This window comes from Pseudoalteromonas sp. 2CM32C (assembly GCF_023161925.1).
Classification (GTDB): domain Bacteria; phylum Pseudomonadota; class Gammaproteobacteria; order Enterobacterales; family Alteromonadaceae; genus Pseudoalteromonas; species Pseudoalteromonas marina.
Genome location: NZ_JALNTI010000009.1, coordinates 66,288 through 92,871 on the forward strand (window position 1 = coordinate 66,288; position 26,584 = coordinate 92,871).

Annotated in this window: 22 protein-coding genes; 8 read left to right on the forward strand and 14 right to left on the reverse strand. The window is 40.9% G+C overall.

Annotated elements, in window-relative coordinates:
- Positions 1–46: 46 nt before the first annotated feature.
- The gene (locus MTF67_RS15120; protein WP_248519994.1) at positions 47–499 is read right to left on the reverse strand and encodes a cytochrome c; all 453 of its coding nucleotides are present in this window, start codon (positions 497–499) and stop codon (positions 47–49) included.
- Between the two features lie 90 nt (positions 500–589).
- Positions 590–1,060 carry a DUF2721 domain-containing protein gene (locus tag MTF67_RS15125; RefSeq protein ID WP_006792500.1) on the reverse strand — a complete coding sequence of 157 codons (471 nt, stop codon included), beginning with the start codon at positions 1,058–1,060 and terminating at the stop codon, positions 590–592.
- 236 nt (positions 1,061–1,296) lie between these two features.
- Between MTF67_RS15125 and MTF67_RS15130 the strand changes: the two genes are divergently transcribed.
- Both MTF67_RS15130 and MTF67_RS15135 read left to right on the forward strand, forming a co-directional pair.
- A complete protein-coding gene (locus MTF67_RS15130) occupies positions 1,297–4,764 on the forward strand; it encodes a S8 family serine peptidase (RefSeq protein WP_248519995.1) in 3,468 nt (1,155 codons plus the stop codon).
- A 129-nt stretch (positions 4,765–4,893) separates the two neighbouring features.
- Complete coding sequence (locus MTF67_RS15135; RefSeq protein ID WP_248519996.1) at positions 4,894–7,068, forward strand: S9 family peptidase; 2,175 nt, start codon at positions 4,894–4,896, stop codon at positions 7,066–7,068.
- An 85-nt stretch (positions 7,069–7,153) separates the two neighbouring features.
- Here the strand turns inward: MTF67_RS15135 and MTF67_RS15140 are convergent, their stop codons facing one another.
- From MTF67_RS15140 to MTF67_RS15155, 4 genes are all read right to left on the reverse strand, one after another.
- Positions 7,154–8,635: a HAMP domain-containing sensor histidine kinase gene (locus tag MTF67_RS15140; RefSeq protein WP_248519997.1), complete on the reverse strand. Its 1,482-nt coding sequence runs from the start codon at positions 8,633–8,635 to the stop codon at positions 7,154–7,156.
- Positions 8,636–8,645: 10 nt separating this feature from the next.
- Positions 8,646–9,371, reverse strand: coding sequence for a response regulator transcription factor (locus MTF67_RS15145; RefSeq protein ID WP_006792495.1), 726 nt, complete (start codon positions 9,369–9,371; stop codon positions 8,646–8,648).
- An 89-nt stretch (positions 9,372–9,460) separates the two neighbouring features.
- Positions 9,461–10,183 carry a spondin domain-containing protein gene (locus tag MTF67_RS15150; RefSeq protein ID WP_248519998.1) on the reverse strand — a complete coding sequence of 241 codons (723 nt, stop codon included), beginning with the start codon at positions 10,181–10,183 and terminating at the stop codon, positions 9,461–9,463.
- A 10-nt stretch (positions 10,184–10,193) separates the two neighbouring features.
- The gene (locus MTF67_RS15155) at positions 10,194–10,895 is read right to left on the reverse strand and encodes a spondin domain-containing protein (protein ID WP_006792493.1); all 702 of its coding nucleotides are present in this window, start codon (positions 10,893–10,895) and stop codon (positions 10,194–10,196) included.
- Between the two features lie 182 nt (positions 10,896–11,077).
- Here MTF67_RS15155 and MTF67_RS15160 point away from each other — a divergent pair, with 182 nt between their 5' ends.
- On the forward strand, positions 11,078–11,443 hold the full coding sequence (locus tag MTF67_RS15160; RefSeq protein ID WP_006792492.1) for a DUF4870 domain-containing protein: 366 nt from the start codon (positions 11,078–11,080) through the stop codon (positions 11,441–11,443).
- A 69-nt stretch (positions 11,444–11,512) separates the two neighbouring features.
- Complete coding sequence (locus MTF67_RS15165; RefSeq protein WP_006792491.1) at positions 11,513–11,947, forward strand: YqaA family protein; 435 nt, start codon at positions 11,513–11,515, stop codon at positions 11,945–11,947.
- A gap of 12 nt (positions 11,948–11,959) precedes the next feature.
- On the opposite strand, the gene folX is transcribed toward MTF67_RS15165, so the two are convergent.
- The 7 genes from folX to ycaO form a co-directional block, all read right to left on the reverse strand.
- Positions 11,960–12,316 (reverse strand): dihydroneopterin triphosphate 2'-epimerase, encoded by a 357-nt coding sequence (gene folX, locus MTF67_RS15170; RefSeq protein WP_248519999.1) that lies wholly within the window; start codon positions 12,314–12,316, stop codon positions 11,960–11,962.
- Positions 12,317–12,319: 3 nt separating this feature from the next.
- On the reverse strand, positions 12,320–12,874 hold the full coding sequence (gene folE / locus MTF67_RS15175) for a GTP cyclohydrolase I FolE (RefSeq protein WP_006792489.1): 555 nt from the start codon (positions 12,872–12,874) through the stop codon (positions 12,320–12,322).
- Between the two features lie 17 nt (positions 12,875–12,891).
- Positions 12,892–13,611, reverse strand: a complete 720-nt coding sequence (gene folM / locus MTF67_RS15180) for a dihydromonapterin reductase (protein WP_058430067.1) — start codon at positions 13,609–13,611, stop codon at positions 12,892–12,894.
- A gap of 135 nt (positions 13,612–13,746) precedes the next feature.
- Positions 13,747–14,577 carry an ammonia-dependent NAD(+) synthetase gene (gene nadE, locus MTF67_RS15185; RefSeq protein ID WP_248520000.1) on the reverse strand — a complete coding sequence of 277 codons (831 nt, stop codon included), beginning with the start codon at positions 14,575–14,577 and terminating at the stop codon, positions 13,747–13,749.
- A 68-nt stretch (positions 14,578–14,645) separates the two neighbouring features.
- Positions 14,646–15,275, reverse strand: a complete 630-nt coding sequence (locus tag MTF67_RS15190) for a YceH family protein (RefSeq protein WP_203985432.1) — start codon at positions 15,273–15,275, stop codon at positions 14,646–14,648.
- 51 nt (positions 15,276–15,326) lie between these two features.
- Positions 15,327–18,683, reverse strand: coding sequence for an ATP-binding protein (locus MTF67_RS15195; RefSeq protein WP_248520001.1), 3,357 nt, complete (start codon positions 18,681–18,683; stop codon positions 15,327–15,329).
- A 111-nt stretch (positions 18,684–18,794) separates the two neighbouring features.
- Positions 18,795–20,555, reverse strand: coding sequence for a 30S ribosomal protein S12 methylthiotransferase accessory factor YcaO (gene ycaO / locus MTF67_RS15200; RefSeq protein WP_248520002.1), 1,761 nt, complete (start codon positions 20,553–20,555; stop codon positions 18,795–18,797).
- A gap of 147 nt (positions 20,556–20,702) precedes the next feature.
- Here ycaO and MTF67_RS15205 point away from each other — a divergent pair, with 147 nt between their 5' ends.
- From MTF67_RS15205 to MTF67_RS15220, 4 genes are all read left to right on the forward strand, one after another.
- Entirely contained in the window at positions 20,703–22,985 is a 2,283-nt protein-coding gene (locus tag MTF67_RS15205) for a penicillin acylase family protein (protein ID WP_248520003.1), read from the forward strand.
- Positions 22,986–23,042: 57 nt separating this feature from the next.
- Complete coding sequence (locus MTF67_RS15210; RefSeq protein ID WP_006792482.1) at positions 23,043–23,891, forward strand: MBL fold metallo-hydrolase; 849 nt, start codon at positions 23,043–23,045, stop codon at positions 23,889–23,891.
- An 88-nt stretch (positions 23,892–23,979) separates the two neighbouring features.
- Positions 23,980–25,512, forward strand: coding sequence for a bifunctional GNAT family N-acetyltransferase/carbon-nitrogen hydrolase family protein (locus MTF67_RS15215; protein WP_008129436.1), 1,533 nt, complete (start codon positions 23,980–23,982; stop codon positions 25,510–25,512).
- Entirely contained in the window at positions 25,512–25,829 is a 318-nt protein-coding gene (locus tag MTF67_RS15220; protein WP_004588993.1) for a multidrug efflux SMR transporter, read from the forward strand. Before MTF67_RS15215 ends, MTF67_RS15220 begins: the two co-directional genes overlap by 1 nt.
- Before the next feature lie 49 nt (positions 25,830–25,878).
- Here the strand turns inward: MTF67_RS15220 and MTF67_RS15225 are convergent, their stop codons facing one another.
- Positions 25,879–26,574 (reverse strand): hypothetical protein, encoded by a 696-nt coding sequence (locus MTF67_RS15225; RefSeq protein ID WP_006792479.1) that lies wholly within the window; start codon positions 26,572–26,574, stop codon positions 25,879–25,881.
- Positions 26,575–26,584: the final 10 nt, after the last annotated feature.

The window sequence follows — 26,584 nt, forward strand, 5'->3', positions numbered from 1 at the left end:
TGAGTGTTAACACTCAGTCCTTTTTTTATTTTTATTATGTTTTTAATTAGTCTTTAAATTGCTTGTGGCAATCTTTACAACCTTTCGCCCAAGCACCAAAGGCTTTACCAATAACCGCTTTGTCGCCAGATTGGACAGCTAGAGCAAGTTTGTCTGCGTTTGCGGCAAACGCATTGGCTTTTTCAACAAATACCGTATTTTCAGACCAAACAGCAGCTAGTGCCGATGTATCGCCTTTGTCTGTTCCTGCGTAGAAAGCTTCCCAAGGCATTTTTGAAAGCGCTGCTGCGTTATTTGCACGCATTTTGAATTGTTCTGCATCAAATGGAACCTTGCCCTTAAGCATTGCGCCCATATCGCCAATTTGAACTGATAGCATAGAAAAAGCACTTTGACGGTATTTAATCGCGTCGCTTGGCTCTTTAAACGCAGAGTTTGCAGATACACTCAGCGCGCATGTTGTTAGTAATGCACCCGCTAGAATCTTTTTAAATTTCATATTATTGCCCCTGTTAACTATTTTTTGACTATTGCTTTGTATCTTAGCTATTGGTTTTATTCAAGCTAATACAGAAAAATTAACTAAAAGTTAATCGTTCATATCAATATCAGCAAATATCATCCCTCGTCGCATACTGCGAGTTGCTAAGAAAACTTCACCTAATAACGACATAAACGCACATATTAACAACGCCATAGCGGCCACAAAACAGCTGGCGATAGTAACGCCTAAGTTTATTGATTGAATGTGAGATAAAAATAATAGCATAACCACTGCGCATACAAGCAAAGCGCTCAAAACACTTAAACTAAAGGCTATGTGTATACAACGGGAGCGTTTCAATAGAGCGCGAAGTTCTGTTGCGAGTGATTTATTAAAATCTTCATCGGTGCTTACTTTTAGTTTGCGCTCCAATTGCCTCGCACGGTCTGTAATACGAGCCAAGCGGTTTGATAAAACGCCAAGTGTAGCTGCAATACCGGTTATTAAAAACACTGGTGCAACAGCTGTTTGTATTACTTTAGCCATAGTTAAAATGTTGATCACATCATTATTCATAAAGTACCTAGTTATTATGCAGTTTTTGTTTACAAATATTCACAAAAGTGAAATGTGGTTTTATTTATTTATATCAGTTGCTTGGTGCTTGTTTGATTGTTTTTTTTATGTGCTTAATGCTTATTTGTAACCAAAGTGTTGCTTGGTGGGGGATGAACGTTTTATATTCGTCCATACATTGTAATTTGCTTTATTAATGTGACTACAATAATACATAAAATATCCTAGGGGAACTCATGAGTAACAACATAATAAAAAAGACAGCGATAGCGACGGCTGTTTCTAGCGCATTTGTGGCAACACTTGCAAGTGCCGCTGAATTACCAAAAGCAAATATTAACTACAAACAAGTAGAACAAGTAGTTGAAGTTGCAGCAGACAAAAAAGAGCCTTCAGCTCATATGATCGTTCTTAAAGCAACAACATCTGTGGATGCAGTATCAGCTGGAACTTATCAGGCTTCAAGTAGCCGTGAAATAACAGCTCAGGTTGAGCAGCTTCAAGACATAATGACTGCAGAGTTGAGTAACTTAGATTTTGATGCAAAAGTAATTGGCAAAACAAAGATTCTTGCTCCAACGTTAATCGTTCAAGCAACACCTGAAGCTTTAAAGCAGATTGCAAAAGATGATCGCGTTGCAAAAGTATTACCAATGTTTGACCGTGAACTTCACGTTGCAGCAAGCTCTGATTATATTAACGCTAAACCATTAATTACTGATGGTATTGTAAGTGGTAAAGGTCAGCGCGTTGCAGTACTAGATACAGGTATTGATTATACTCACGTAGCATTTGGCGGTGCGGGTACTGTTGAAGCATACCTAGCGGCACAAGAAGACCCTACAACAGTTACATGGCCGCAAGGCATTGTACAAGGTGGCTATGACTTTATTCGTGATGATGCAGATCCAATTGAAAATGATGCTGCAAATTCACCGTCAACAGGTGATCCAACAAATCATGGTACATCATCTGCAAACTCTGTAAACGGTATTGCACCAGAGGTTGAGCTATACGCATATTCTGTATGTGGCGGTGGTTGTCCAAGTGCAGCACAAGCAGCTGCATTAGAGGCTGCAATGGATCCTAACGGTGATGGCGATATTTCAGATCGTGTTGACGTGATGAACATGTCTCTTGGTGGTGAATTTGGTGATACTTACACTGGTGGTGGTACACAATACCTAGTTCAACGTGCTGTTGAATTAGGTGTTAACATGGTAATTTCTGCCGGTAACGATGGTGATAACCCATTCCGTGTTGGTGGCCCAAGTACAACTCCTAATGCCTTATCTGTTGGTGCAATGACACATCCAACAACAGAAGTTGGTATTGCAAGTGGAACAGTTGCAGGCGTTGAAGGCGATATTCAAGCGTCAGGTTTTGGCCCACAAGATGGCTTTACCCTATCAGGTGCTGATATTGATTTAGTATACCCTACAGCAAATCAAAACGGCTGTGACGCTTTTGCAGACGATGTTGACTTTACAGGTAAAGCGGTACTAATAGATCGTGGTGCCTGTGCATTTACACAAAAAGTACTAAACGCACAAGCTAAAGGTGCAGAGTTTGTATTTATTGCAAATAACGTTGACGATGGCACACCAGCCCCAATGGGTGGTTTTGATGCTGACGTAACTATTAAAAACGTCGGAATTAATTTTGCAGCGGGTGCTGCACTGAAAGCACAGCTAGAAGCTGGCGGCCCTGCAACATTTGATATTAGTGTTGAGATTAAAACGACTGCGGGTGCTGTGGCAACATTCTCTTCACGTGGCCCTTCTATGGATGGTTTACTTAAACCAGAAATTACAGCGCCAGGTACGAGCATTGTCGTAGCAGCAACAGGAACTCAAACAGGTACTAACCCTGTATCGGGTACCTCGTTCTCAGGTCCAATTACAGCCGGTGCGGTTGCCATGATCCGTGAGGCTCACCCAAACCGTAATGCGTTTGAAATTAAAGCCACTATTATGAACGCGGCAAACCTTGAAGTTACTAACGAGCCATTGGCTATCAATCCTGATTCAGAGCTGGCACCTATTAGTATGATTGGTGCTGGTTTAGTTGATGTGACTAAAGCTGTGAACTTACCTGTTGCAGCATGGGTACATAATGCTGAGTTTGATACAAAACAAGCTGCCCTTTCTTATGGTTTAGTGAGCCTTGCAGAAGCCGGTTCTATCACTAAAACGGTCACTGTTAAAAACTTCTCTGCTGAAGCGAAAACATATAACCTTCGTACTGAAGCACGTTACGAAAGCGACGAAAAAACTGAAGCTGTTAGCTGGGATTTCCCAGAATCAGTCACAATTCCAGCTGGGCAAGCAGTAAACTTTGATATCACAATGATGGTTGACCCAAGTAAACTACCTGCATGGGAATTAGAGAATCCATTTAGTGCTGATGACATTGCTGCTCGCAGTGCTGCACTAACATCGATTGAGTTTGATGGTGCGTTAGTATTTGATGATGCGTCAACAGATACAACTCACGATTTACACGTCGTGTATCATGCAATGCCGAAAGCAGCGACAGAGCTAAGTTATACTGCCGAGCTAATTGACAATAAAGTTGCACTAGTACTTGAAAATACGGGTCAGACTGAAATCACTCCTCAAGCCGAAAGCATCATTGCAGTAGGCACAGAGAAAACAATGGAAGAGGCTGAGTATAATATTCTGTCGAGCACATTCTCTGCATTTGGTGCAGACTTCTGTGATTCAGGTATTTACATCACTTCATCAATTCAATTACGTGACCCGCTAACGCACACTTTCCAAGCTGGTTACAGAGTTGAAATTGATACAGATAATGATGGTGTTGCTGATCAGTTCTTACAAAACTTAAATGACCGTGGCCGTACAACGGCTTCACCAGGCCGTAGCCGTACATTAATTGGTACTACTGACGGTGCTGGTAATGATGGTTGGGCATGGGGTACACCACTTCTTCATTCAGCAGGTGAGGATACAATCACATTTACTGGTTGTTCTGAGCTCATGAACATTGATGGGTCGTTACTTGGTCAGCCAATGAACTTTAGAGTATCTGTTGGTTACCCAAGCTACCAGTCAGGTGTTTTCTCTGAGACAGACAGTGTAACTGGCTCAGTGGTATTTGGTGTTCAGCCAGAAGTTCAAATGACTTCGCTTGAAACTGGCGAAGCCGTTGTTTCACTTCTACCTGGCGAAAAAGCAATGGTATCTGCAAGTGGTCCATTTGTTTTATCTCAAGGTGCTGGCACTAACATCATTAAAGCAATGACAAGTGAAGAGCTTGCATTACCAGCTATTGAGGCGCCTATCTTAGTGGGTGGTGAATTCTCAGTTTCTGAAGATGCGGCTGATGGTACAGTAGTTGGTGCGCTTACAATTGAAGAAGCCGAGTTTGATTTAGCGGTTTCTGAGTACTACGTTCAATCAAACACAAATATTGGATTAGGTGTTGATGAGCAAGGTCAAATTGTTGTTGTTGATACTGCTATGTTAGCAGGTAATACAGTTGTTGAGATGGAAGTTGTTGCGATTGATATCCGCGGTAATGTATCAGAGCCTGCAATGATTTCTGTTACAGTTGATGAGTTTGTAGCGCCTGTTACAACCGTGACACCTGAAACAGTTAAGAAAAGCTCAGGCTCACTAGCTTGGTTAACACTTTTAGTTGCACCGTTCGCATTCATGCGTCGTCGTAAGCAAAAGTAAGCTTAAAACCATTTGAGTACTAAATAAAGGGAGCTTCGGCTCCCTTTTTACATAGCTTCACAAACTAAATCACAAAAGGTATTAATTTTAGGTATATTTAGGTAACAAAAATAATAAGGACTTTGCCTCATGACACGTACTCCCTTTGCACTTGCTGCACTCTCGCTTGCTATTTTAAGCGGGTGTAATAAAGCCCCCGAAGAAACTCAAAAAAATACGGTTCAAGTTGAGTCAGCTCAAGCTGTAACAGCGGTTGCACCAATTGCTAAAAAAGTACCCCATGAAATGACCATTCATGGCGATACACGTATCGATAATTACTACTGGCTCAGAGATGACGAGCGAAAAGCACCTGAGATCATTAACTACTTAGAAGCCGAAAATGCGTATTCTGACGCTATGCTTGCGCATACTAAAAAATTACAAAGTAGTTTATTTGAAGAGCTTAAAGGGCGAATTCAAAAAGATGATGACTCTGTTCCGGTAAAAGACGGCCAGTACTATTACTCGTCGCAAACTCGCGGCGATAATGAGTACGCTACTTACTTACGCAGTAGTGATTTTGCAGGCACCGATCAGGAAGTTATTTTAGACGTAAATGAATTGGCTAAAGGTCATGACTATTTTGCGGTGAGTGGCCTAAATGTCAGCCCAAATGACAACTTAATGGCGTATGGTGAAGATACGGTGAGTCGCCGTGTTTACAACATAAAAATTAAGGATTTAAGCACGGGTAAATTATTAGAAGACACGCTTGAAGGCACCAGTGGTTATGTTGTGTGGGCAAACGACAATAAAACAGTCTATTACATCAAAAAAGACGCGCAAACCTTACTCGGGTATCAGGTTTATCGTCATACGCTTGGTACACCACAAAGCGATGACGAGCTTGTTTACGAAGAAACAGACACAAGCTATTACACAGGTATGAGCAAGAGCAAAGACGGCTCAGAAATTTATATTTGGCATAGCAGTACTGATGCATCGGGTTTGTCAGTACTTAGTGCAAATGATGTAAACGCTAAGCCTAAGCGCTTAATTGAACGTGAAGCTAACCTTGAATACAGCATTTCCAAATTAGGCAATACTTATTACATTGTCACTAATTTAAATGCCGTTAACTTTCAGCTTATGAAAGTAGATATTGATAAAGCCGGTGATAAAGCAAATTGGCAAAGAGTAATCCCTGCGCGCGAGGGTATTAAACTCGAAGATATTGAGTTGTTTGATGACTACTTAGTATACCAACAACGCGAAATGGGTCAATCAACACTGATTGCGCGTAATTTAACATCGGGCAAAGAGTTACCACTAAGCTTTAACGATAGTGCATATACAATTAATGCGTACGGTAATAACGAATTAGACAGCAATACGCTGCGTGTTTACTACACCAGTATGACGACGCCGGGTTCATCTTATGATGTTAATTTGGCCACTGGCGAAAAAACATTATTAAAACAACAAACAGTATTAGGTGACTTTAACGCAGACAACTATGCCTCAGAGCGTATTTTTGTAACAGCACGCGATGGCGTAGAAGTACCGGTGAGTTTGGTGTATCGAAAAGAGTTATTTAAAAAAGATGGCACTAACCCATTATTGCAATACGGTTATGGTTCGTATGGCGCAACAATGGATCCGAGCTTTTCTTCTGCACGATTAACGTTGCTTGACCGCGGTTTTGTATTTGCAATTGCCCACGTACGTGGTTCGCAAATGTTAGGTCGCCCGTGGTACGAAGCGGGTAAGCTACTTACCAAAAAGAACACGTTTAACGACTTTGTAGATGTAACTAAGTCATTGGTTGAGCAAAAGTATGGTGCAAAAGACAGCATATTTGCACAAGGCGGCAGTGCGGGTGGACTATTAATGGGTGCAGTGGCAAACCAAGCCCCTGAGCTTTATAAAGGCATGGTTGCACGTGTTGCGTTTGTTGATGTGGTTACCACTATGCTGGATGAAACGATTCCGCTTACAACTAACGAGTATGGCGAGTGGGGTAACCCTAACGAGAAAGAATATTACGATTATATGTTGTCGTATTCACCGTACGATCAAGTCAGTAAGCAAGACTACCCTAATATGTTAGTTACTACAGGCTTACACGATTCACAGGTTCAATATTTTGAGCCAGCAAAATGGGTTGCTAAGCTGCGTGACTACAAAACAGATGATAATAAACTATTATTTAAAATAGATATGGAAGCCGGACATGGCGGGGCATCTGGGCGATTTAAGCGCCTAGAAGATGCCGCGTTAAATTATGCATTTATGCTTGATTTAGCGGGTATAAAAAAATAACAAACCCTAGGGGCTGTTGATTTTATTTGCAAAGGTCAGCGGTCCCACAATTCAACTAAGTAATGAGCTAAGGCGTAACGTTAAGTTACGCCTTTTTTTGTGGCAAATTAAAGCTAAACATAGTGCCTTTGCCTAGTTCACTTTGTACATTTATTTCACTGTCCATGAGTTTTAATAGCCCGCGGCAAATAGCAAGGCCCAACCCCCCTTGTTGTCGGCCGGCTTTGTTAGAATTACTAGCTTGGTAATGAGGATCAAAAATGGCATTTAACTCTTCGTGTTTAATACCCACGCCGGTATCAGAAACCTGCACAAATAATTGATTGTCATTACCGCGTTTTACACGTACAGCAATACTGCCGTCACGCGGGGTATGCCTAATGGCGTTATCGATTAAGTTACTTAAAACACGCTCAAGTTTGGCTATGTCGGCAATGACAGGAAAGTCACAAATTTCTGGTTCAACCGATAAATTAATGCCTTTTTTCTCTACGGCCAAACTAAACTTAGCAATACAATCGTAAATAAGTTCACCTAGGTTAAATGTTTCTTTGTTAATGCTTATTTCGCCATTTTCGAGGTGTGCGAGTTCAAAAATTTGCTCTATTAGTTGCTTAAGTTGGCCACAGTTATTCAGTGATACTTGCAAGTACTCTTGCTGCTCTTGCGCACTTAGTTTGTCACCTGACTGATTTAACACCTCTAAAAAACCTTGTAACGAAGCAAGTGGTGTACGTAAGTCATGAGATAAGTGAGTAAGTAGCTCTTTGCGTTGTTTATCGCCTTGCTCTAGTGCTTTAAATTGCTCGTTTATACGTGTGAGCATTGCTTGAATAGTTCGGCTTAAGCTGTGGACTTCATTACTTTTTTGAGTTGAATATATACTCAGTTTTGTGTCGTTTAGGCTGTAGTTTGCAGCCTCAATATTGCTTACATCTTTTGCAAGGCGTTGAATAGGGTTTGTAAAAAATCGCAATAAAATAAGCATCGCAATAAATAAAAAAACGAGTGCTGAGCCTAGCCATATGGCAGCCAATAATAACGAGTCGTTACTTTTTATATGATTAAGAGAGGTGTCGTATGCCTCACCACCAATAATCACATATAAATACCCTTGCAATGTGTTGTTATTAAAAACAGGCGCCACAGAAAATATTTTTTGTTGATCAGGGTTTCTTGGGTTGTCGCCATAAACCGGTGTAGCACTTGGGTTAGCTATAAGGTGCTTTAATGGCGTTAAATTAATATGTGTACGCTTCACTTTTCCGGGCTCTGCGGAGTAAGTTAATATTTTTCCGTTTTCGTCTACAAAGTAAAATTCAAAGGCGGGGCCGAGTAACATTAAGGTATGAAATAGGTTTTCAAGGGCTTCGTAATCGTATACGCCTTCTTTTATCAATGGGTTATCTTGTACTAAATGCTCAGCTAGCGCTAAATGTAAATTTTGTTCTCCATGATGTTTAGAGTTGAGTTCTAGCTGTTTACTCCAGCTATAAACCAGCGCGCAAATAAAACAAAAAATGACGGCTAACGACACTGCTAATTTTTGGTACAAAGAAAGTCTCATAATAAAAATCTTAATTAAGTTGGCTTGGATTGAGTTTGTATCCCACACCCCAAACGGTTTCTATAATAGGTGTCGATTGGTGCAATTCAAGCTTTGCGCGTAACCGATTAATATGTGAATTAACAGTATGTTCGTAACCGCTATGTTGGTAGCCCCAGACTTTATCAAGTAGTTGCTGGCGACTAAATACATGGTTAGGGTGGCGTGCAAAATACACCAGCAAATCAAACTCGGTGGCAGTTAGGTTAATTGCCTGTTCGGCTAAATACACTTGATGAGAGTCAAACTCAATGTTTAATGAGCCAACTTTAAGGGTTTGTTCACTTGCAACAGAGGGTTCATCGGTATTTTGGCTGGCGAGTAACTGTGCTCTGTGTCGAAGTTGGGTTTTTACTCTGGCCTGTAGTTCACGTGCAAAAAAGGGTTTACAAATATAGTCGTCTGCGCCCATTTCTAGGCCAATAACCCTATCCATGTCGCTACTTAGTGCGGTGAGTAAAATAACGGAGGTCGTTGGATAGTGCTCTTTTATTTTACGACATAAACTTAATCCATCCATTTGCGGCAGGTTTATATCCAGTAAAATAAGCCCGTACGGATGCTTGGCAATTTTTTTTAGAGCCAGTTCAGCACTTATAACATGATCCACATGTAAATTTAGCGATGTAAGCTGTGTGGTAATTAATTTACCAATTTCTCTGTCGTCTTCAACTATGAGTAATTTTTCATGACGCATTGTTTATCCTCGTAAAAAAAAGGGGGCTTCCATGCGCCCCTACTTCCCCATTACAAGCTGGTATATCAAGGTCAATACTGATAAACGAATTACTGAGTGCGGGTAATAACCACTTTTGCTAATGGGTTATCAAACTTATGTTCAGGGCTAAGTACTGAACTAGATAAGCCATCTTCATTTGTAACTACACCTGGGTGCCTTGCTACAAAATTAACATCATCACGGGCTTCATTAAAACCTTCTCCGCCATCAGCAGGACCGGGTATCGTACCAGCTGCTTCTGTATTTGCTTCAGTACCTGCATCATAAGCAACAGTGGTGCGAATTAAAGAGTCTCCCACGGCTAATGTAGATACGTCTAAAGCACTAAGACCGGTAAATCCATCATTTGTGTTCACCATCATAGTGGCAAGTGAAAGCTTGAGTGCTTCAAGTGAGTCTGTCGTTAGTGTAATCGTGGTATTTACGCCAGGTCCAACAGGGCCTTCGCTTGATGCATTTGCAATGGCGTTTTCTAATGCAAGTAGTTGGCTGTTGTCGCCTCCTTCAGCCATTGTTTCTAATGCAACCGATGCAGGACTACCTATTTGCCAAAGTGTGCCTTCTGTATGTGCAATAATGGCAATAGGCGATAGTGGCTGCCCTGCGGTTAAATTACTGACGGTTACATCAAATGTATAGCTTACAGGCTCAGGAGTCGGCGGTATGACAACTTGAACAGGATCGTTACTGTCGTTGTCGCCACAGGCTGCAAGTGAAGCTGCAAGTGCAACAACCACGATGCTTTTTTTAAAGTTATTTAAAGATGCCATGATTACGCTCCTACTTAACCGTAACGGTTAGTTTAGCTACAGGGTTTAACCATCTGTGAACCGTGTTGCTTAAATCACTATTACCAGCGGTTAAGTCGTCGTCACCTAGTGTACCAGGGTGAATATGCACATTAATGTTGCTATCGGTGCTTGTTAAGCCTGCGCCACCTGTACCCGCATCACCACCTGGTGCTGCAGGAATACCTGGCGTACCAGGTGCTCCAGAACCTTCAACCACTAGCTCATTATTTTGCTCAGTGCCCGCATCGTATGCATTTAAATAAACTGTGTAAGTACCTGCTTCGGTTGGTATTTTCCAGCTATCAAGGCCAACAAAGCCATCGTTTGTAGGTAGTAACATAGCGGTCACTGATAAGTAATCGTTACCGTCTGTCGTCATTAGTGTTGTCATGGTTGATGACGATGGTGCTAATAGACCTTCTGCTGGGTTTGCAGCCATATCGCTTCCTGCTGCAGTGGCTTGTGCCATTAGCTCAGCAATGTTGCCACCTTCAGCCATTGTTTGTAATGCGGTAGAAGCTTCAGTTGCAACTTCAAAAAGCTTATCTTCACTGTTATGTGCTGTAACGAGTAGCGGAGTGAAGTGAATGCCTTGGGTAAGGTTGGTTATTGTTAAGTCTAACTCTGCAGCCATGGTTGACTGGCTAGCTACCGCTAAAAGAGTTGCAAGTGTAAAAGTTGAAGCTTTCATTTTTTATTTCCTGTAAGTGATGATTCGAGATAAGTATTGAACAATCGTCTCCAGAAACTCTCACAAACTTATCACTTTTTTATCACAGGAATGTAGGCTGTGATTTTTGTAAATAAATACGCCAGAAAATTTATAGACCTGTGTATAATTAAACCGCATTATAAAAATTAAAGGATTGTGTTATGGAAGAAAATCAACAGGTTAAAGTAGTAAATAAAGATGAGCGCACATGGGCAATGTTGTGCCATTTAAGCGCGTTTGCTGGATTTATTGTGCCGTTTGGTTCAATAATAGGACCATTAATTATTTGGTTAATTAAAAAAGATGAAATGCAAATGGTCAATGAGCACGGTAAAAAAGCGCTTAATTTTCAGATAACCATGGCAATCGCCTATATAATTTGTTTTGTATTGATGTTTGTTGTGATCGGTGTAATTTTATTACCTATTGTGGCTATCTTTTCTTTTATTATGGTGGTTTTAGCGAGTATTAAAGCCAATGAAGGTAAAGAGTTTAATTATCCACTGAGTTTAAATTTGATAAAATAAGCGCTCAATTATTTATATAAACAGACCCTAGCCTAAGGCTGGGGTTTTTCCTTTCCCCGCAAGGTTATTATGCTTTATCTAACGCTGTTTTTAAGCGCATTTATTTCAGCTACGCTATTGCCTAGTTCTTCAGAGGTGATCATGGTGGGAATGATCACACAAAGCCAGGTTAACCTTTGGCTTTTATGGTTGGTTGCAACACTAGGTAATGTATTGGGAAGCTGTGTTAACTATTGGTTAGGCACGCAAGTTTTACGTTTTAAACATAAAAAGTGGTTTCCGGTATCAGAACAAGGGCTTGAAAAGGCACAAAATCAGTTTAATAAATATGGCGTATATAGCCTATTGTTTGCATGGTTGCCTGTTGTTGGCGACCCATTAACAGTTATTGGCGGTATTTTTAAAGTGAGGTTTAGCGTGTTTTTACTTTTAGTAACACTTGGCAAAGGCGCACGCTATTTAGCGGTTATTGCCCTTGCCGTGGGAGTCGAAGCTCTTATTTAAGCTATACGCACACTACTTTGTCCAATCAAGTGTTAACGATACAGAGTCAGCAAAGCGAAGCGCATGCGGTTTATCTACACGGGCTTTGGTATAATTTACACTCGGGTGTGAATGACAAACAGCAAGAATTTCAGCGACTAGCTTTTCTAGTAATAAAAAGTGTCCTTGCTCAACTAAACTAATCACCTCTTTGGTGATCACTTTATAGTTAAGTGCTTGGTCTACTTCATCGGTTTTACATGCGTTGTCGGCAGGGTAGTGAATCTCAAGGTTGATCACTACGTCTTGCTTTTTTTCACGCTCTTCAGGATTAAAACCAATAAATGTACGTAAGCGTAAGTTAGTAACATTAATAATTGCGTTGGCCATAGATTACCCTTTAATAAGCTGCAAAAATTCGTTGCGTGTTTTAGGGTCGCTTCTAAAGTTACCCAGCATTACCGATGTACGCATGCTTGAGTTTTGCTTTTCTACACCGCGCATCATCATGCACATGTGCTTAGCTTCAACAATAACGCCTACACCTTTTGCGCCAGTCACTTCTTCAACGGCTTTGGCAATTTGATGCGTTAACTGTTCTTGTATTTGAAAACGACGCGAAAACATATCAACAATACGCGCAAATTTAGATAACCCCAGCACCTTGCCGTTTGGAATATAAGCAATATGGCAGCGGCCAATAAACGGTAGCAAGTGGTGCTCACACATAGAGTAAAGTTCTATATTTTGCACAAGTACCATGTCATCTGCATCAGAGGTAAATACGGCATTATTAGTAATTTCATCAAGCGTTTGGCGATACCCTTGTGTCAGGTATTCCATTGCTTTTGCAGCACGTTTTGGTGTGTCTAATAAACCTTCGCGTTCAGCGTCTTCGCCTACGGCGGTTATAATTTTTTGGTAGCTGTCTTTTAATTCGTTATGCATAGGTGTCTCAGTGTTTTTTACTTTAAATGACGTCCGCCATCAACAGGGATAGAGCGCCCTGTTATGTACTGACTTTGTAATAGTAAATCAATGCTGTTTATAATTTCTTGGCACCCAGGTTCGATGCCCATCAATGATTTTTTAAGTGTTTTAGCGCGGTATTGTTCGTCGTCGTGCTCATTAAAAATAATAAGCGAAGGCGCAACCGCATTTACTTTTATATTGGGTGCGTATTTAGCACTAAACGATTTTGTTAGATTATCAAGTGCGCCCTTGCTTGCCGCATACGCCAAATGCTTAGGGCTTCCTGTTTCAACCACATAGTCAGTAAGGTGTACAATATCAGCCGCTGCACCGCTAGCTTGCTGGTACGCTAAAAGTAAGTCAGCGCACTGCATATTAATTAAGTAGGGTGTTTTGGCATGAATGCGCATCATGTTATCAAAAAGCTTAGCGTGGTCTGGATTATTTGCTTCACAGTCCCAGCTAGATGCATTGTGTATAACAGCCTTTAAGGATTGGGTATGGGCTTTCAATGTATTAATAAACTCATTAATTCCCGCATCAGTACTGAAATCGGCATGGATACAAGTCACTCCCTGCTGCGCTAGTTTTTCTACGGCATCATGGCGAGTACGATAAGTAATAATCACTTTTTGCCCTTGGGTTAAGTAATGCTGAGCAAGGGCTAGGCCGATTCGTTGGCCTGCGCCAGTAATTAAAATAGGCGATGTCATATAATGCAGTGTTCTCTTTGGCAAGTTTTTAATAAATATTAGTACGTTAAGTACAATGTGTACGTAATATTTGAATAGGGCGATCAAAAAAGCAATTAAACTAGATGCTGTTAATTGCTTTTTATATCACTTATATCAATCGTAAATTGTTGGTATTGGCTGGCGTTTATGTTGCGTGCGCAGATATATACCGATTAACTTTTGCTCCACCTCTTCAGAGACAGGTTTGCCCTCTAAAAAATCATCAATTTGATTGTAACTTAAACCGAGCGCTTCTTCGTCGGTGAGGCCCGGTCGGTCGCTTTCTAAATCGGCTGTAGGGGCTTTTTCAACAAGCACTGCTGGCGCACCTAGGGCAGTCGCTAGTGCGCGAACTTGGCGCTTAGATAAACCAAAAAGAGGCGCTAAATCACAAGCACCATCGCCAAATTTAGTGTAAAAGCCTGTAATGTTTTCTGCGCTATGATCGGTACCTACAACCAAGCCTTGGCTAAAACCAGCAATTTCGTATTGAGAAACCATACGTTGGCGTGCTTTAACGTTACCTTTAATAAAATCTATTTGAGCTTGCTCTGGTAATGCGTCACCGCTGCTAGTCATTGCGATTAACACTTGCTCATGTAACGCATCAGCAGCAGGCTGAATATTAACGGTCATACGCTTACTTGGCTGAATAAAATCTACCGCCATTTGTGCTTCGTCTTCATCAGCTTGCACGCCGTAAGGTAGGCGCACAGCAATAAATTGATATTTGTTGGTGCTGTGTTCTTTATTTAATTCGTTAACAGCTAATTGGCATAAACGGCCGCAAGTTGAAGAATCAACCCCGCCACTAATACCAAGCACAAGCGAGCGTGAGTGGGCCGCAACTAAACGTGCTTTTATAAAGTTAACTCGACGAGAGATCTCAGCGTTTACATCAATGGTTGGCTGAACTTTCATTTCAGCCATTATTTCGGCGCGCATTGCCGGCTCCTTGTAAGATTTTAAATGTGATACGCAATAAACTTATTATGTGATTTAGTTTTACTTATTTAAAGCCCTAAATGTGCTTTTATCTGGTTAAGTTCTGCTTTTAACTCTTCTACTTCGCGTAATAAATCGTTTAGCTCTTTATCTTTAATGGCTTCGCTGGGTAAATTAATGGTATCGCTATCAGGCGTAATTGGTTGCTCACCAAATAAATGAATATATCGGCTTTCACGTTTACCTGCTTCGCGCGGTAACTTGGCAACTTGCTCATTTTCAATTAATTTATTTAGCGCATTTTCAACTTCATCTACATTATTAAAATCAGCGAGACGGGCGCTGCGTGTTCTTAATTCACCGGGTGTTTGGGCGCCGCGTAACAGCAATAGGCAAATAATGGCACGTTGTTGTGCTGAAAACTGTAAGCTACTAAATTCGGTATTACAAAAACGATGGTCGTATTTATTTACTCGCCCCGAAAGTGCTTCATCAACAGTAACTAGGCGCATGTCACTAAGTTCATCTAGCGCAACTTGCACATCACTTTCGGTTAAATTAAGAACAGGATCGCGATTCGATTTTTGATTACATGCATTGGTTAACCCATTCAGTGACAAAGGATAATGCTCTGGTGTAGTGCTTTGTTTTTCTAGGAGACAACCAATAACACGTTGTTGGTGTGGTGATAACTGCATAAGTACCCTTAAAAATATTAATTGTTAATGCTAATTAGTGGTAAGCCTTATTTAACTGCCAAGCCAGTGCTGCAACTTGGGCTTTAAGGCGGCCATATCAAGCGGCTTAGTTAAGTAATCGTCCATGCCCGCAGCAATACATTTTTCTCTATCGCCTTGCATGGCATTAGCCGTTAAAGCAATAATTGATACAGCATTATATTTTTCACCTGCTCCGCCTTGTCTGATTGCCTGCGTGGCTTGATAACCATCCATTATTGGCATTTGGCAATCCATTAAAATAAGTTTATACGGGTTATTTTGTTTGGCGTTTAGTTTGCTAATTGCTTGCTCACCATTTTCAGCAATATCAAAGATCACCCCGGCCTCTTTTAACAATGCAGAGGCCACAACTTGATTTATCTTATTGTCTTCTACTAACAATAAAACGGGCTCTGATGAATCTTTAATAGGTGCTTTTGTAAGTGTATTAGTGAGTTGCGCCTGATTTAATTGCTGCTCTAAAAATTTTTCATTAGTGAGTGAATCAAACAGATCTGATGGCGTAAGAGGTTTAAAAATCATGCAGTCGACATTCATTTTAAGCGTTGATTCTTTTTGTGAATAACTCATCGGCGCCATAATTACTGATTTACATTTAAACTTTTTAATAAAGTTTTGTAAGGCGGTTGTTTGCGTTTTTGCAGCAACAGAAAAAAAGTGATAATCAACTAAAATTGCATCGTATGAATGAGTCGTCTCTTCTAAATGTATCAGCACCTCATTATAGTCATTAATAAACTCCACATGGGCCCCCCAAATTGTCAGCTGTTTAGTGGCTATACTGGTATTTAAGTGGCACTCATCAATAAATAAAATACGTTTGTTGTTTATTAGATGGCTTGGTAAATCTTGCTCTTTACTTAATCTAGGCTGTATTTTTACACTAAATGAAAACGTACTGCCTTCGCCTTCAACACTGTTGACACTGACGCTTCCGCCCATTAATTCACATAGTTGTTTTACTATCGTTAGCCCAAGGCCTGTACCGCCAAATTGGCGCGTAGTTGAAGTGTCGGCCTGTGTAAATGAATTAAATAATGATGTTTGCTGGTTTTTATTAATACCAATACCAGTATCAATTACTGAGCACTCTAAAAAGGAGCCATCAGTAGAGTCGTCCACTCTGGCTATAATAATAACGTCACCGTTTTTAGTAAATTTAACAGCATTGCCAATCAGGTTATTAAGAATTTGCCTAAGCCTATTCGGATCACTAATTATTTCACTTACTGTAATTTGGGTTGCGTCTAAAATTAGTTTTGTATTGTTTTGCTCTACTTTTAGTGCAAACGATTCAACCACTTCACCTAATAATTTTGGGAGATTAAACTGAATACTATCAATATTAAGTTTACCCGCTTCCATTTTAGAGAAGTCTAATATGTCATTAATAATATTTAGCAAAGACTCTGCCGATGATTGCGCAAGCTCTATATGATGTGCTTGTTGTTGATCTAACTTTGTTTGCTTAATTATATTTAGCATGCCTAGCACCCCATTCATAGGAGTGCGAATTTCGTGGCTCATAGTTGCTAAAAATTCACTTTTTGCTGCCACCGCTTGTTCGGCTAATTCCTTAGCTTCTACTAATTCTTGCTCTGCTTCTATGCGTTGCTGGCTTGAATGTAAACTGCCTATAAGCGTAGCCACTGTGATTAAAAAACTTTCTTCGTTTTTTGTCCACAAGCGTGTGGTTTTGCATTGCTCAGCACATATTATTCCTAATACTCCGTTGCCGGCAGGGATTGTTACGCACAGCATCGATTTTATTCCCAATGGCAATAAGTAATATGGCGACAAAGGAGATAGCGCTGAATTATGAATAACGTCGGGAATATTAAAAACAGCTTGGTGATCAAGCATATTAAAAAAGTCAGGAAGGTGTTTTCTAAGCCAGGTTAGTTCAACGCTCTCGGCCTGTGTTAATTCGCTATGAAGTGCAAACGGTATTAACTGTGTTTGGTCTTCGTTATAAAAACGAATGCTGGCACGCTCAATTTTTAAAGCATGGCAAATAGCCTCAGTGAGTATGTCTTTTGATTGGCTAAGTTTGCCGTTTAAAATGAGCTTATTAACTGTTAATGAGGCTAACGTTTCATTGTGCAGCGCTGTAAAGCTGTTTTCTAATTCAATTTTTTTACGGGTATCAATATTTTGTAGCGAACCAAAAATACGCACACATCGACCATTTTTATGTTCAGCTTCTGCGTTAACAAGTACCCATACCGCTTCCCCTTCACCGTTTATTACCTCTAGTTCAACTTCATAACTATGGCCATATTTAATAGCACGTTCGAGTAGAGGTTTGATCGTTTCTCTGCTTTCGCCCTCTTTAAAATAGCTTAAATCTTCAGGCCATTGTGGCTGGGTATTGAGTGGGTATTTAAACAGTTTTTTAGTCATATCTGACCAATAAACTTGTTTCGTTTCTAAATTAAACGACCACGCACCTATTTGCGCCAAATCGCTCATGGTTTCTAGCATTCTTTCGTTTTTTTGCTGACGGTCAAGCATTTTTAAAAAGAACAAAAATGCCCATGTAAGTAACGCACAAATAATAATTATTGCTAAACGTAATGGCCAAACTGCTGAGTTGGGTGGGCTCCAGCCCTGCTTGGGTGCAACGTATAACTGCCAGCTTCCGCCTTGAAAGTTTAACGAAAATGCGAGGGGATCTTGATTTAATATTGCGGCGTCACCAAAAAAAAACTCGCCTTTATCGCCCAGCCCATTTCTGCCTTGGAGTGCAACGTTATATTTTTCTTTAAGATCTAAAATTCCGGCGTTTTTATAAATTTTATTAATATCTAGAACAACAGAAAGTAATCCCCAAAAACTTTTATCAGGCGGGGTATAGACTGGCACACGCGCTATGAGTGCCTCACCTCCTTGCACTAGCGTTAACGGGCCAGCCATTATAATTGTGTTGGTGTCTCGCGCTTTAATAGCGTCAGCGCGTTGATTTTTATTCGCCAGCAAGTTGAGGCCCAGAGCTGCTTCATTTCCTTCAAGCGGGTAAGTCATTTTAATAATCATATTGGGTGCACCGCCAATATTTCTAAGCTCTTTTGATGTATTAAAAAGGGGGGCTGCAATTTGTGCAAAGCGTTCTTGATTTAAGTTAGGCTCTGCAGAAACAGCCACGCCTAAGCCGCGTACTAACTGAATGTTAGAAATTAAAATGGCTTCTAGTTGTGCTCTATAGGTGCTTACATCGGAGAGGATTTGAAGGCGATGAGCGTCTTTCACGCGAGTGTAATTAATGCGCTCTAGTACAACACTAATAAGCAGTAGTAGTGTCATCGATAACCAAAAAGTTCGGTTATAGTTGTGCGCACTTGCTTTTTTATTGTTAGTTGGTGGCATTAGCTACTATTGGCTTGAATTTAGGCAATTCCACTATAGCTATTTATTGTACAAATTAAAATGGCGCTTATGCATAAGCGCCATTTTATTTTTATAGATAGCATTTTAAAACTATGAGTCGCTTACTTCACGTGCCCAATGATTTTGCTTAGCTACATGTAACTTACGGTAGCCATCAAGTAGTGCTGCGTGTTTGTTAAAGCCTTCTAGCGATAAACCTGGGAAGGTTAAACCGTTAAATAATGTACGGCCTTCAGCAATTTCAATTGCAAGCGTTACGTTGTCGCTACCAAACATTAAACCCAGTGCGTCTTGGTAGTCGGCGTATTCACGCTCGTCATCGTATTTAATTTCAAGAATGGCTTTTAAGCAGCGGAAGTGGCGCATTGCTTCTTCGTTTACTTGGCCTGTATGCAGTATCCAGTCAACCCAATCGATTGCTTCTTCGCTGCCTGCGGCTAAACATAAGTGCGCTTTAAGCTCACCAATACGCAGTGTGTGCCAAGGTGTATCAGCATCGGTTGCAAGGCCAATAAACTCTGCAGCGCGAATAATATCGCTGTGGCCGGCTTCCTCTAAGCTATCGTAAATGTCCATCCATTGCTCAGCATCGTACTTATCAAGCGATAGGAATGCTTCACGGAATTTAGCGCCTTCGTTGTTGTTACGCCAAATAAGCTCATCTACTGGGTAAATGTCTGACATGCCCGGTACTAAAATTCGACATGCATACACGTTTAAGTGCGTGTAATCCATAATGTAAATGTCGTGGTTCATGCTATGAATTAAATCTGTACAGAAGTTGTATTCTTGCTCTGTTGTACCGCTAAAGTCCCAGTGTACAAAGTCAAAATCTGCTTCGGCACGAAAGAAATCATGCGAAATCAAACCGCTAGAATCAATGAAGTGCAGTTCAATGTTTTCAGGCGTTGCTACTTCGTCGTTATCAAACGTGGCTGGTTGGAACACATCAAGCTGATCAAGGCGGCGACCTTGTAAAAGTTCGGTAACCGTACGCTCAAGGGCTACTTCAAATGAAGGGTGAGCACCAAATGAGGCAAATACAGAGCCATCTGTTGGGTTAATCAGCGTTACGCTCATTACTGGGTATTTACCGCCTAGTGATGCATCGGCAATACGTAAATGAAAACCATGGCTACGCAGTTCTTCACATGCTTCGTGAATTTGTGGGTACTGCTTAACAACCTCTTCAGGCACGATTGGTAAACAAATGCCTTCAGCAATAATACGGTTTTTAATAGCGCGTTCAAATACTTCAGACAAGCCCTGAACTCGCGCTTCAAACTTGGTGTTACCTGCGCTCATACCGTTAGATACAAAAATATTACCAATCACGTTTACTGGAATGTACACGTCTTGGTTATCGCGTTGTCGCGTGTATGGCAATGTACAAATGCCGCGCTCGTTATTACCTGAGTTAAAATCAAAAAGGTGTGATGCATTAAGTTCGCGCTCTGGGTCAAAGTAATCCCACAGGCTTTCGTCCATTATGCCCTCAGGTACTTCTTCACCTTCAACTTTAAACCATTTTTCGTTTGGGTAATGAGTAAACTCGCCGTTGGCAAATTCTTCACCTAAGTAAAAGTCAGCAAAAAAGTAGTTACAGCTTAAACGCTCAAAATATTCACCAAGTGCAGAAGCAATAGATGCTTTATCAGTTGCACCTTTACCATTAGTAAACATAACACCGCAGTCACTGTCTTTAATATGAACCGAATAACAGTTAGCTACAGGGTTAAGCCAAAGCGCCTCTTCAACATTAATGTTTAAGGCTTTAAGCTTGTTTTGCATGGTAGAGATTGACGATTCTAAATCGCGGTCTTTACCTTTGATAAACGTTTTTTCAGTCATATTGATCTCAACTAGTTCTGCACGATGTGTGGAAGTGACATTATCGTGGATTTTGATGTTTATTTCATCCTTTGCGAGCAAGATCATGATTATTTAATAAATCTGTGGTTATTATATAAGCAACGCAAAGGGTGGAAGGGCAACTCAATGTATAAACTAATCAAACGCTTGTTGTTATTAATTGTAATTTTAGGGCTGAGTGGCACCGCTGTTGTGTATGGGGTACTTAGCTTAAGTTTACCTGCACTTGATGGCAACGGGCGCAGTTTGGCAGTTGATAACCCAGTTAAAATTTCCCGTGATACATTGGGCCAAGCTGTTATCAACGCTAAAAGCCGTAACGATGCCGCTTATGGCTTGGGGTATGCGCACGGACAGGACCGATTTTTTCAAATGGATCTACTTAGGCGTAATGCTGCAGGAGAGCTAAGTGAATTATTTGGTAAAGCCGCTGTTGAGCTTGATAAAAAAATGCGTTTTCATCAACTACGAAAACGTAGCCACGCTATTTTAAATACCTTACCAGAGCGCGATAAACAGCTGTTAAAAAGTTATGCTCAAGGCGTAAACGAAGGTTTAGCCCAAGTAGGGTATGCAAGCTTTGAATATATACTTACTGGCGCAACTCAAAAACCGTGGCAAAGCGAAGACAGCTTATTAGTGATTTTTAGTATGTACTTAGATTTACAAAGTATGACATTTAATCGCGATCAAACTTTGATTCAAGTAGAGCAAATATACAGTAAAAATATGGTTGATTTTTTAACGCAACCTAGCCGATACCAAGCTGCGCTTGATGGTAGTAAATTAGCCCCATTTGCAGGTGAATTACCCATTTTTGCATCGCAAACGACTCATGTTGCAAGCCACATTGAAGCCCCTCAAGAGCTTGGTAGTAATAATTGGGCCGTTACCGGAGAGCTTACAAAAACAGGTGCAGGTATGGTGTCTGACGATATGCACTTATCAATAGCGGTGCCGGTTATTTGGTACAGAGCGCAGCTTAATTACACGCAAAATGGTAAACAATCTCAAATAACAGGCGTATCACTTCCTGGCACTCCTGCCATTGTAGTGGGAACCAACAATAAAATTGCATGGGGTTTCACTAACGGTTATTTAGATACTGCCGATTGGATTGCGCTAAATAGCGATAGCAAAACATGGCTTGTTAATGAGCCTATTTTGTTACCTGAAGGAGGCGTTGAAACTTACTCGCTAATAATGAGCGAATACGGCCCAGTAAAATACATTAACGAAAAGCCTTATGCACTTAGTTGGGCAGCGCATCAACCTTATGCGGTTAACATGCAGCTATTAAAGCTTGAGCAAGCAGATACTGTGGACGATGCGCTCGCCCTTGCAAGTAATGTGGGTATACCTGTACAGAATTTAATGGTTGTTGATAGCCTAGGTAATGCGGCATGGAAAAATATAGGCGGTATTCCGGCGCGTACAAATGTCAGTGAGTTAAGTGTAAATGCACAGCAGTACTCTGCACTCTTTGAGCAAAACGAAATTAATCGCCCATTTGTTAAAAACCCACCCAGCGGGCGATTATGGACAGGAAACTCTCGGGTTGTATCTGCCAGCGACAACGCACGTTTTGGTAATGGCGGCTACGCATTAGGTGCACGTTCAAGCCAAATTCGTGACCGTTTATTTGAAAAACAAACCTTTGCCGAGAGCGACTTTTACGCACTACAGCTTGATAACCAAGCCCGCTTTTTAATGCCATGGCATGAGTTGTTACTCAAGCAGTTAAAAACCAATGAGGTTAAAAATGCGAAGTACATCACAGAGCTTGAAAACTGGCAGCAATGCGCATGTGCTTCTTCGGTAGGCTATACCCTGGTTAAACGCTATAGAGACGAAGTTATTAACCTTGTGTTTAACCATATTGAAGTCACTCTTAATGAGCATAAGGGCACACTTAAGCCTATCAAGCGTGGGTTGGAGCCGGCGCTGTGGCAACTTATTAATAATAAACCTGCATCTTGGATTAACCCTCAATTTAATAGTTGGGACGAACAATTAGCGGGTGCTTTTGATCACACTGTAAATAAATTGAGTGAGCAATTTGGCACAAATATAAAACAGTGGCAGTGGGGTAAAGTAAATGAGCTGGTAATCGAGCATCCTTTTGCAAAACAAATCCCTTTATTGGCAAAGTTACTTAATATGCCAACCGCTGCAGGATTTGGTGACTCCTATATGCCTGCGGTGCAGGGGCAGAGTTTTGGTGCATCACAACGTTTTATTGCTCAACCAGGGCATTTAGAACAGGCTATTTTAAGCGTGCCGGGTGGCCAATCGGGTCACCCGCTATCAGAGTTTTATAGAGCTGGTTTTAGCGACTATATTGAAGGGAAGCAAACTGCGCTATTACCACAAACGCTAATGCATCAAATCGTTATCTCACCAAAGTAGTGTGAGCCAAAATGTAAGTAATCACGTTCTATATAACTCTAACAATGGAGAACTAAAATGAAAAAATTACTACCCGCGTTAATAACAGGTTTACTACTGAGCGCATCGGCTCATGCAGACGATAACCCCGTTACCGCAGAAAAATTAAGTGAAAGTGTCTATGTACTATTTGGGCAAGGTGGCAACATTGCTGCAAGTGTGGGTGATGACGGTATTTATATTATTGACGATCAGTTTGCTAAGCTCTCAGACGATATAAAAAAAACCATCAGCGACTTAAAGCCTGGTAGCGCCGAATTTGTAATTAATACCCATCACCATGGCGACCATACCGGCGGCAATGAAAATTTTGCAAAAGCAGGTGCACATGTCATTGCGCACGACAATGTTCATAAGCGTTTGAAAGAAAAGCATGGTGAGGGTTCTAAATTTTTACCTCGTATTAGTTTTGGTCACGATTTAAAACTTCATTTTAATAACGAACACGCACATGTTGTGCATTACAAACATGCCCATACTGACGGCGACTCAGTTATCTTTTTTAGTAACGACAACATAGTTCACATGGGTGATATTTATTTTAATTTTGGTAGCTTACCGTTTGTTGATGTAGATAGTGGCGGCAGTGTTGATGGAGTATTAGCTGCGGTTGACGATGTTATTAACCAAATCGACGATAATACTCAAGTTATTCCGGGGCATGGTCCAGTAAGTGACCGTTCAGGGCTGATAACGTATCGTAAGCTGGTGCAAAAAGCCAAAGATGTTATGCTTAAGGCAATGCAAAACGATGCAAGTTTGCAGCAAGTACTTGACGCCGACCCACTATCAGAGCTGGGTCTCAAATATGCAAAATGGCTACCAAAAGAGCGAGTAACCACATTGTTTTATCGTAGCTTAAAGTAACTTGCAAAGTGAGTTAGCACGCATAAGATAGTTTATTAAGCTGAGCATTTGTTCAGCTTTTTTGTTCCCATGCCCCAAGGAGTTGTGTATGTCGGCAGAAAAAACCCACCTAGAAATTTGTAACTTGACCAAAGAGCAGTATCCACAAATAAAAACGCTAATGGATCAAGCCTACCCAGACTTAGGTGGTGCATGGCCAAGCCATACCATTTTTAGATTAATCGATCAGTTTCCAGAAGGGCAAATAGGCATAGTAGATGACGGCGTGCTGGTGGGTTTAGCACTCAGCGTGCAAGTAGACTACGCCCGCTTTTCAAATCCGCATACCTACGAAGACATTGCCGACGGCCATGACCGTGTATTCAGCGATACCGATGGCGATGCGCTATACGGTTTGGATGTTGCTATTAGCGAAACTCATCGAGGTATGCGTTTAGGGCGTCGCCTTTATGATGCCCGTAAAGAATTGTGCCGCCAATATAACTTACGCGCTATTTTAGCGGGTGGCCGTATTCCGCGTTATTACAATCACAGCAGTGAAATGACGCCAATGGAATACATTGAAAAGGTTGACCAAAAAGAGCTTTATGACCCAATTTTAAGTTTTCAGCTTTCTAACGACTTTCAGGTAAAGCGATTACTAAAAAAGTACCTACCAGAGGATCAAGAGTCTGTAGGTTACGCCACCTTACTTGAGTGGAATAACATAATGTACGAGCCAACCGACACCGTACTCGAATCGACTAAATCAATAGTACGAGTTGGGGCAGTGCAGTGGCAAATGCGTTGTGTTGAGTCGGTTGAAGAAATGCTCAAGCAGGTAGAGTATTTTGTAGATACGGTATCTGACTACAAAAGTGACTTTATTTTATTCCCTGAATTTTTTAACGCGCCGCTGATGGGATTAACTGAGCAAAGCAATCAAACTGAAGCAATCCGCTATTTAGCCGAATACACCGAAACGTTTAAAAACGCCATGTCGCGTATGGCAATAGAATATAACGCCAATATTATTACTGGCTCTATGCCACTTGCCGAAGACGACAAAATTTATAACGTAAGTTATTTATGCCACCGTAGCGGTAAAATAGACGAGCAGCGCAAAATACATATAACCCCGCATGAGCAAAACGATTGGGTGATTCAAGGCGGCGACAAAATTGCCGTATTCGATACTGATGCTGGGCGCGTAGGTATTCAAATTTGTTACGATGTAGAGTTCCCAGAGCTTTCACGCATATTAGCTAAGCAAGGGCTTGATATACTGTTTGTACCGTTTTGGACCGACACTAAAAATAGTTATTTACGGGTTCGCCATTGTGCACAAGCGCGGGCAATCGAAAACGAATGTTATGTGGTTATTGCAGGTTCAGTAGGTAACTTACCACAAGTTGAAAGCCTAGACGTACAGTACTCGCAATCGGCAGTACTGACGCCATCTGACTTTTCGTTCCCGCACGATGCAACACTTAACGAAGCAACACCTAATACCGAAATGTTATTATTTAGCGACCTTGATATGGATAAGTTAAAAATTCTTCATAGCGAGGGGACAGTGCGTAATTTAAAAGATCGCCGCGAAGATTTATACGACGTAATTTTGAAAAAGAGAGATGTTTAATGGCGTGGGTTTATTTAGTCATTGCCGGCTTGCTTGAAATAGGCTGGCCAATTGGTTTAAAAATTTCACAAAATCCCGACACACGCTGGCAGGGTATAGTAATGGCCATTGCATTTTTAACAGCCAGTGGTTTTATGTTGTGGCTTGCACAAAAACAAATATCAATGGGGACTTCCTATGCCGTATGGACAGGTATAGGTGCTGCGGGTACGTTTTTAGTGGGTATATTACTTTACGGTGATGCAGCCACGTTTGGGCGTATTGCGGGTGTGCTTATGATCATTTGCGGTGTGATAACGCTAAAAATCAGCTCTTAATTTATATTTTATGGCGGCGCCTGATTTCACTAGCGCCGTTTTATTTAAATTAAAAATATTGAGTCGATTTATTCTCATATATCTCTTTTTTTATAATGTCTGCACATTTAATAGGGTTTGTCTGAGCAATAAAATGCCCACCGGATATTGTGATTACCTTTGTATTATTAAATACGCTTTTAACCTCATCAACAGCACGGTTATTAACTAATATGTCGTTTGTAGGCTTAATATACACCACAGGTGTAGCGTGTGGGTTTTGAGGTTTACGTAATCGAGATATGTTCTGTAATCTATTTTTTAGTTTAGCTTTATTTGCGAAGCTAATTGATTTAAATACATCTAGAATTTGACTGTCACTTCCCGCACCTGCAAATCCTATTTTATTTAATAACCACATATTTAATTCTGATGCCTGCAAAGCAAATGTAGGGATTAGATGGGCACACCGAGATAATGAACTAGGCGCCGAAATAAAGCTTGCCAGAAATACAATCTGCTTTACATTACTACCCAATATATTACATAGCTCATATGCTATTGGCCCAGAGTATGACTCCGCTACGATAAATAATTCAGTACTTTGCAAATGTTCAGCTAGGTATTGTGCTTTTTTAGCATAGCTATCGCCTTCGAGTTCATCTAAACAAAACACTTGAATATTTAAAGCCTTAGGAAGTACTTCGAGTATTCCTTTAAAAAGCATTCCTGTTCCATCAAGCCCCGGTAGTAGTATTATTTTCAATTAAAACCCT

Excerpts from the sequence above, each read along its gene's own strand:
- MTF67_RS15120 (WP_248519994.1), bottom strand. The coding sequence starts at position 499 with ATGAAATTTAAAAAGATTCTAGCGGGTGCATTACTAACAACATGCGCG.
- MTF67_RS15125 (WP_006792500.1), bottom strand. The coding sequence starts at position 1,060 with ATGAATAATGATGTGATCAACATTTTAACTATGGCTAAAGTAATACAA.
- MTF67_RS15130 (WP_248519995.1), top strand. The coding sequence starts at position 1,297 with ATGAGTAACAACATAATAAAAAAGACAGCGATAGCGACGGCTGTTTCT.
- MTF67_RS15135 (WP_248519996.1), top strand. The coding sequence starts at position 4,894 with ATGACACGTACTCCCTTTGCACTTGCTGCACTCTCGCTTGCTATTTTA.
- MTF67_RS15140 (WP_248519997.1), bottom strand. The coding sequence starts at position 8,635 with ATGAGACTTTCTTTGTACCAAAAATTAGCAGTGTCGTTAGCCGTCATT.
- MTF67_RS15145 (WP_006792495.1), bottom strand. The coding sequence starts at position 9,371 with ATGCGTCATGAAAAATTACTCATAGTTGAAGACGACAGAGAAATTGGT.
- MTF67_RS15150 (WP_248519998.1), bottom strand. The coding sequence starts at position 10,183 with ATGGCATCTTTAAATAACTTTAAAAAAAGCATCGTGGTTGTTGCACTT.
- MTF67_RS15155 (WP_006792493.1), bottom strand. The coding sequence starts at position 10,895 with ATGAAAGCTTCAACTTTTACACTTGCAACTCTTTTAGCGGTAGCTAGC.
- MTF67_RS15160 (WP_006792492.1), top strand. The coding sequence starts at position 11,078 with ATGGAAGAAAATCAACAGGTTAAAGTAGTAAATAAAGATGAGCGCACA.
- MTF67_RS15165 (WP_006792491.1), top strand. The coding sequence starts at position 11,513 with ATGCTTTATCTAACGCTGTTTTTAAGCGCATTTATTTCAGCTACGCTA.
- folX (WP_248519999.1), bottom strand. The coding sequence starts at position 12,316 with ATGGCCAACGCAATTATTAATGTTACTAACTTACGCTTACGTACATTT.
- folE (WP_006792489.1), bottom strand. The coding sequence starts at position 12,874 with ATGCATAACGAATTAAAAGACAGCTACCAAAAAATTATAACCGCCGTA.
- folM (WP_058430067.1), bottom strand. The coding sequence starts at position 13,611 with ATGACATCGCCTATTTTAATTACTGGCGCAGGCCAACGAATCGGCCTA.
- nadE (WP_248520000.1), bottom strand. The coding sequence starts at position 14,577 with ATGCGCGCCGAAATAATGGCTGAAATGAAAGTTCAGCCAACCATTGAT.
- MTF67_RS15190 (WP_203985432.1), bottom strand. The coding sequence starts at position 15,275 with ATGCAGTTATCACCACACCAACAACGTGTTATTGGTTGTCTCCTAGAA.
- MTF67_RS15195 (WP_248520001.1), bottom strand. The coding sequence starts at position 18,683 with ATGCCACCAACTAACAATAAAAAAGCAAGTGCGCACAACTATAACCGA.
- ycaO (WP_248520002.1), bottom strand. The coding sequence starts at position 20,555 with ATGACTGAAAAAACGTTTATCAAAGGTAAAGACCGCGATTTAGAATCG.
- MTF67_RS15205 (WP_248520003.1), top strand. The coding sequence starts at position 20,703 with ATGTATAAACTAATCAAACGCTTGTTGTTATTAATTGTAATTTTAGGG.
- MTF67_RS15210 (WP_006792482.1), top strand. The coding sequence starts at position 23,043 with ATGAAAAAATTACTACCCGCGTTAATAACAGGTTTACTACTGAGCGCA.
- MTF67_RS15215 (WP_008129436.1), top strand. The coding sequence starts at position 23,980 with ATGTCGGCAGAAAAAACCCACCTAGAAATTTGTAACTTGACCAAAGAG.
- MTF67_RS15220 (WP_004588993.1), top strand. The coding sequence starts at position 25,512 with ATGGCGTGGGTTTATTTAGTCATTGCCGGCTTGCTTGAAATAGGCTGG.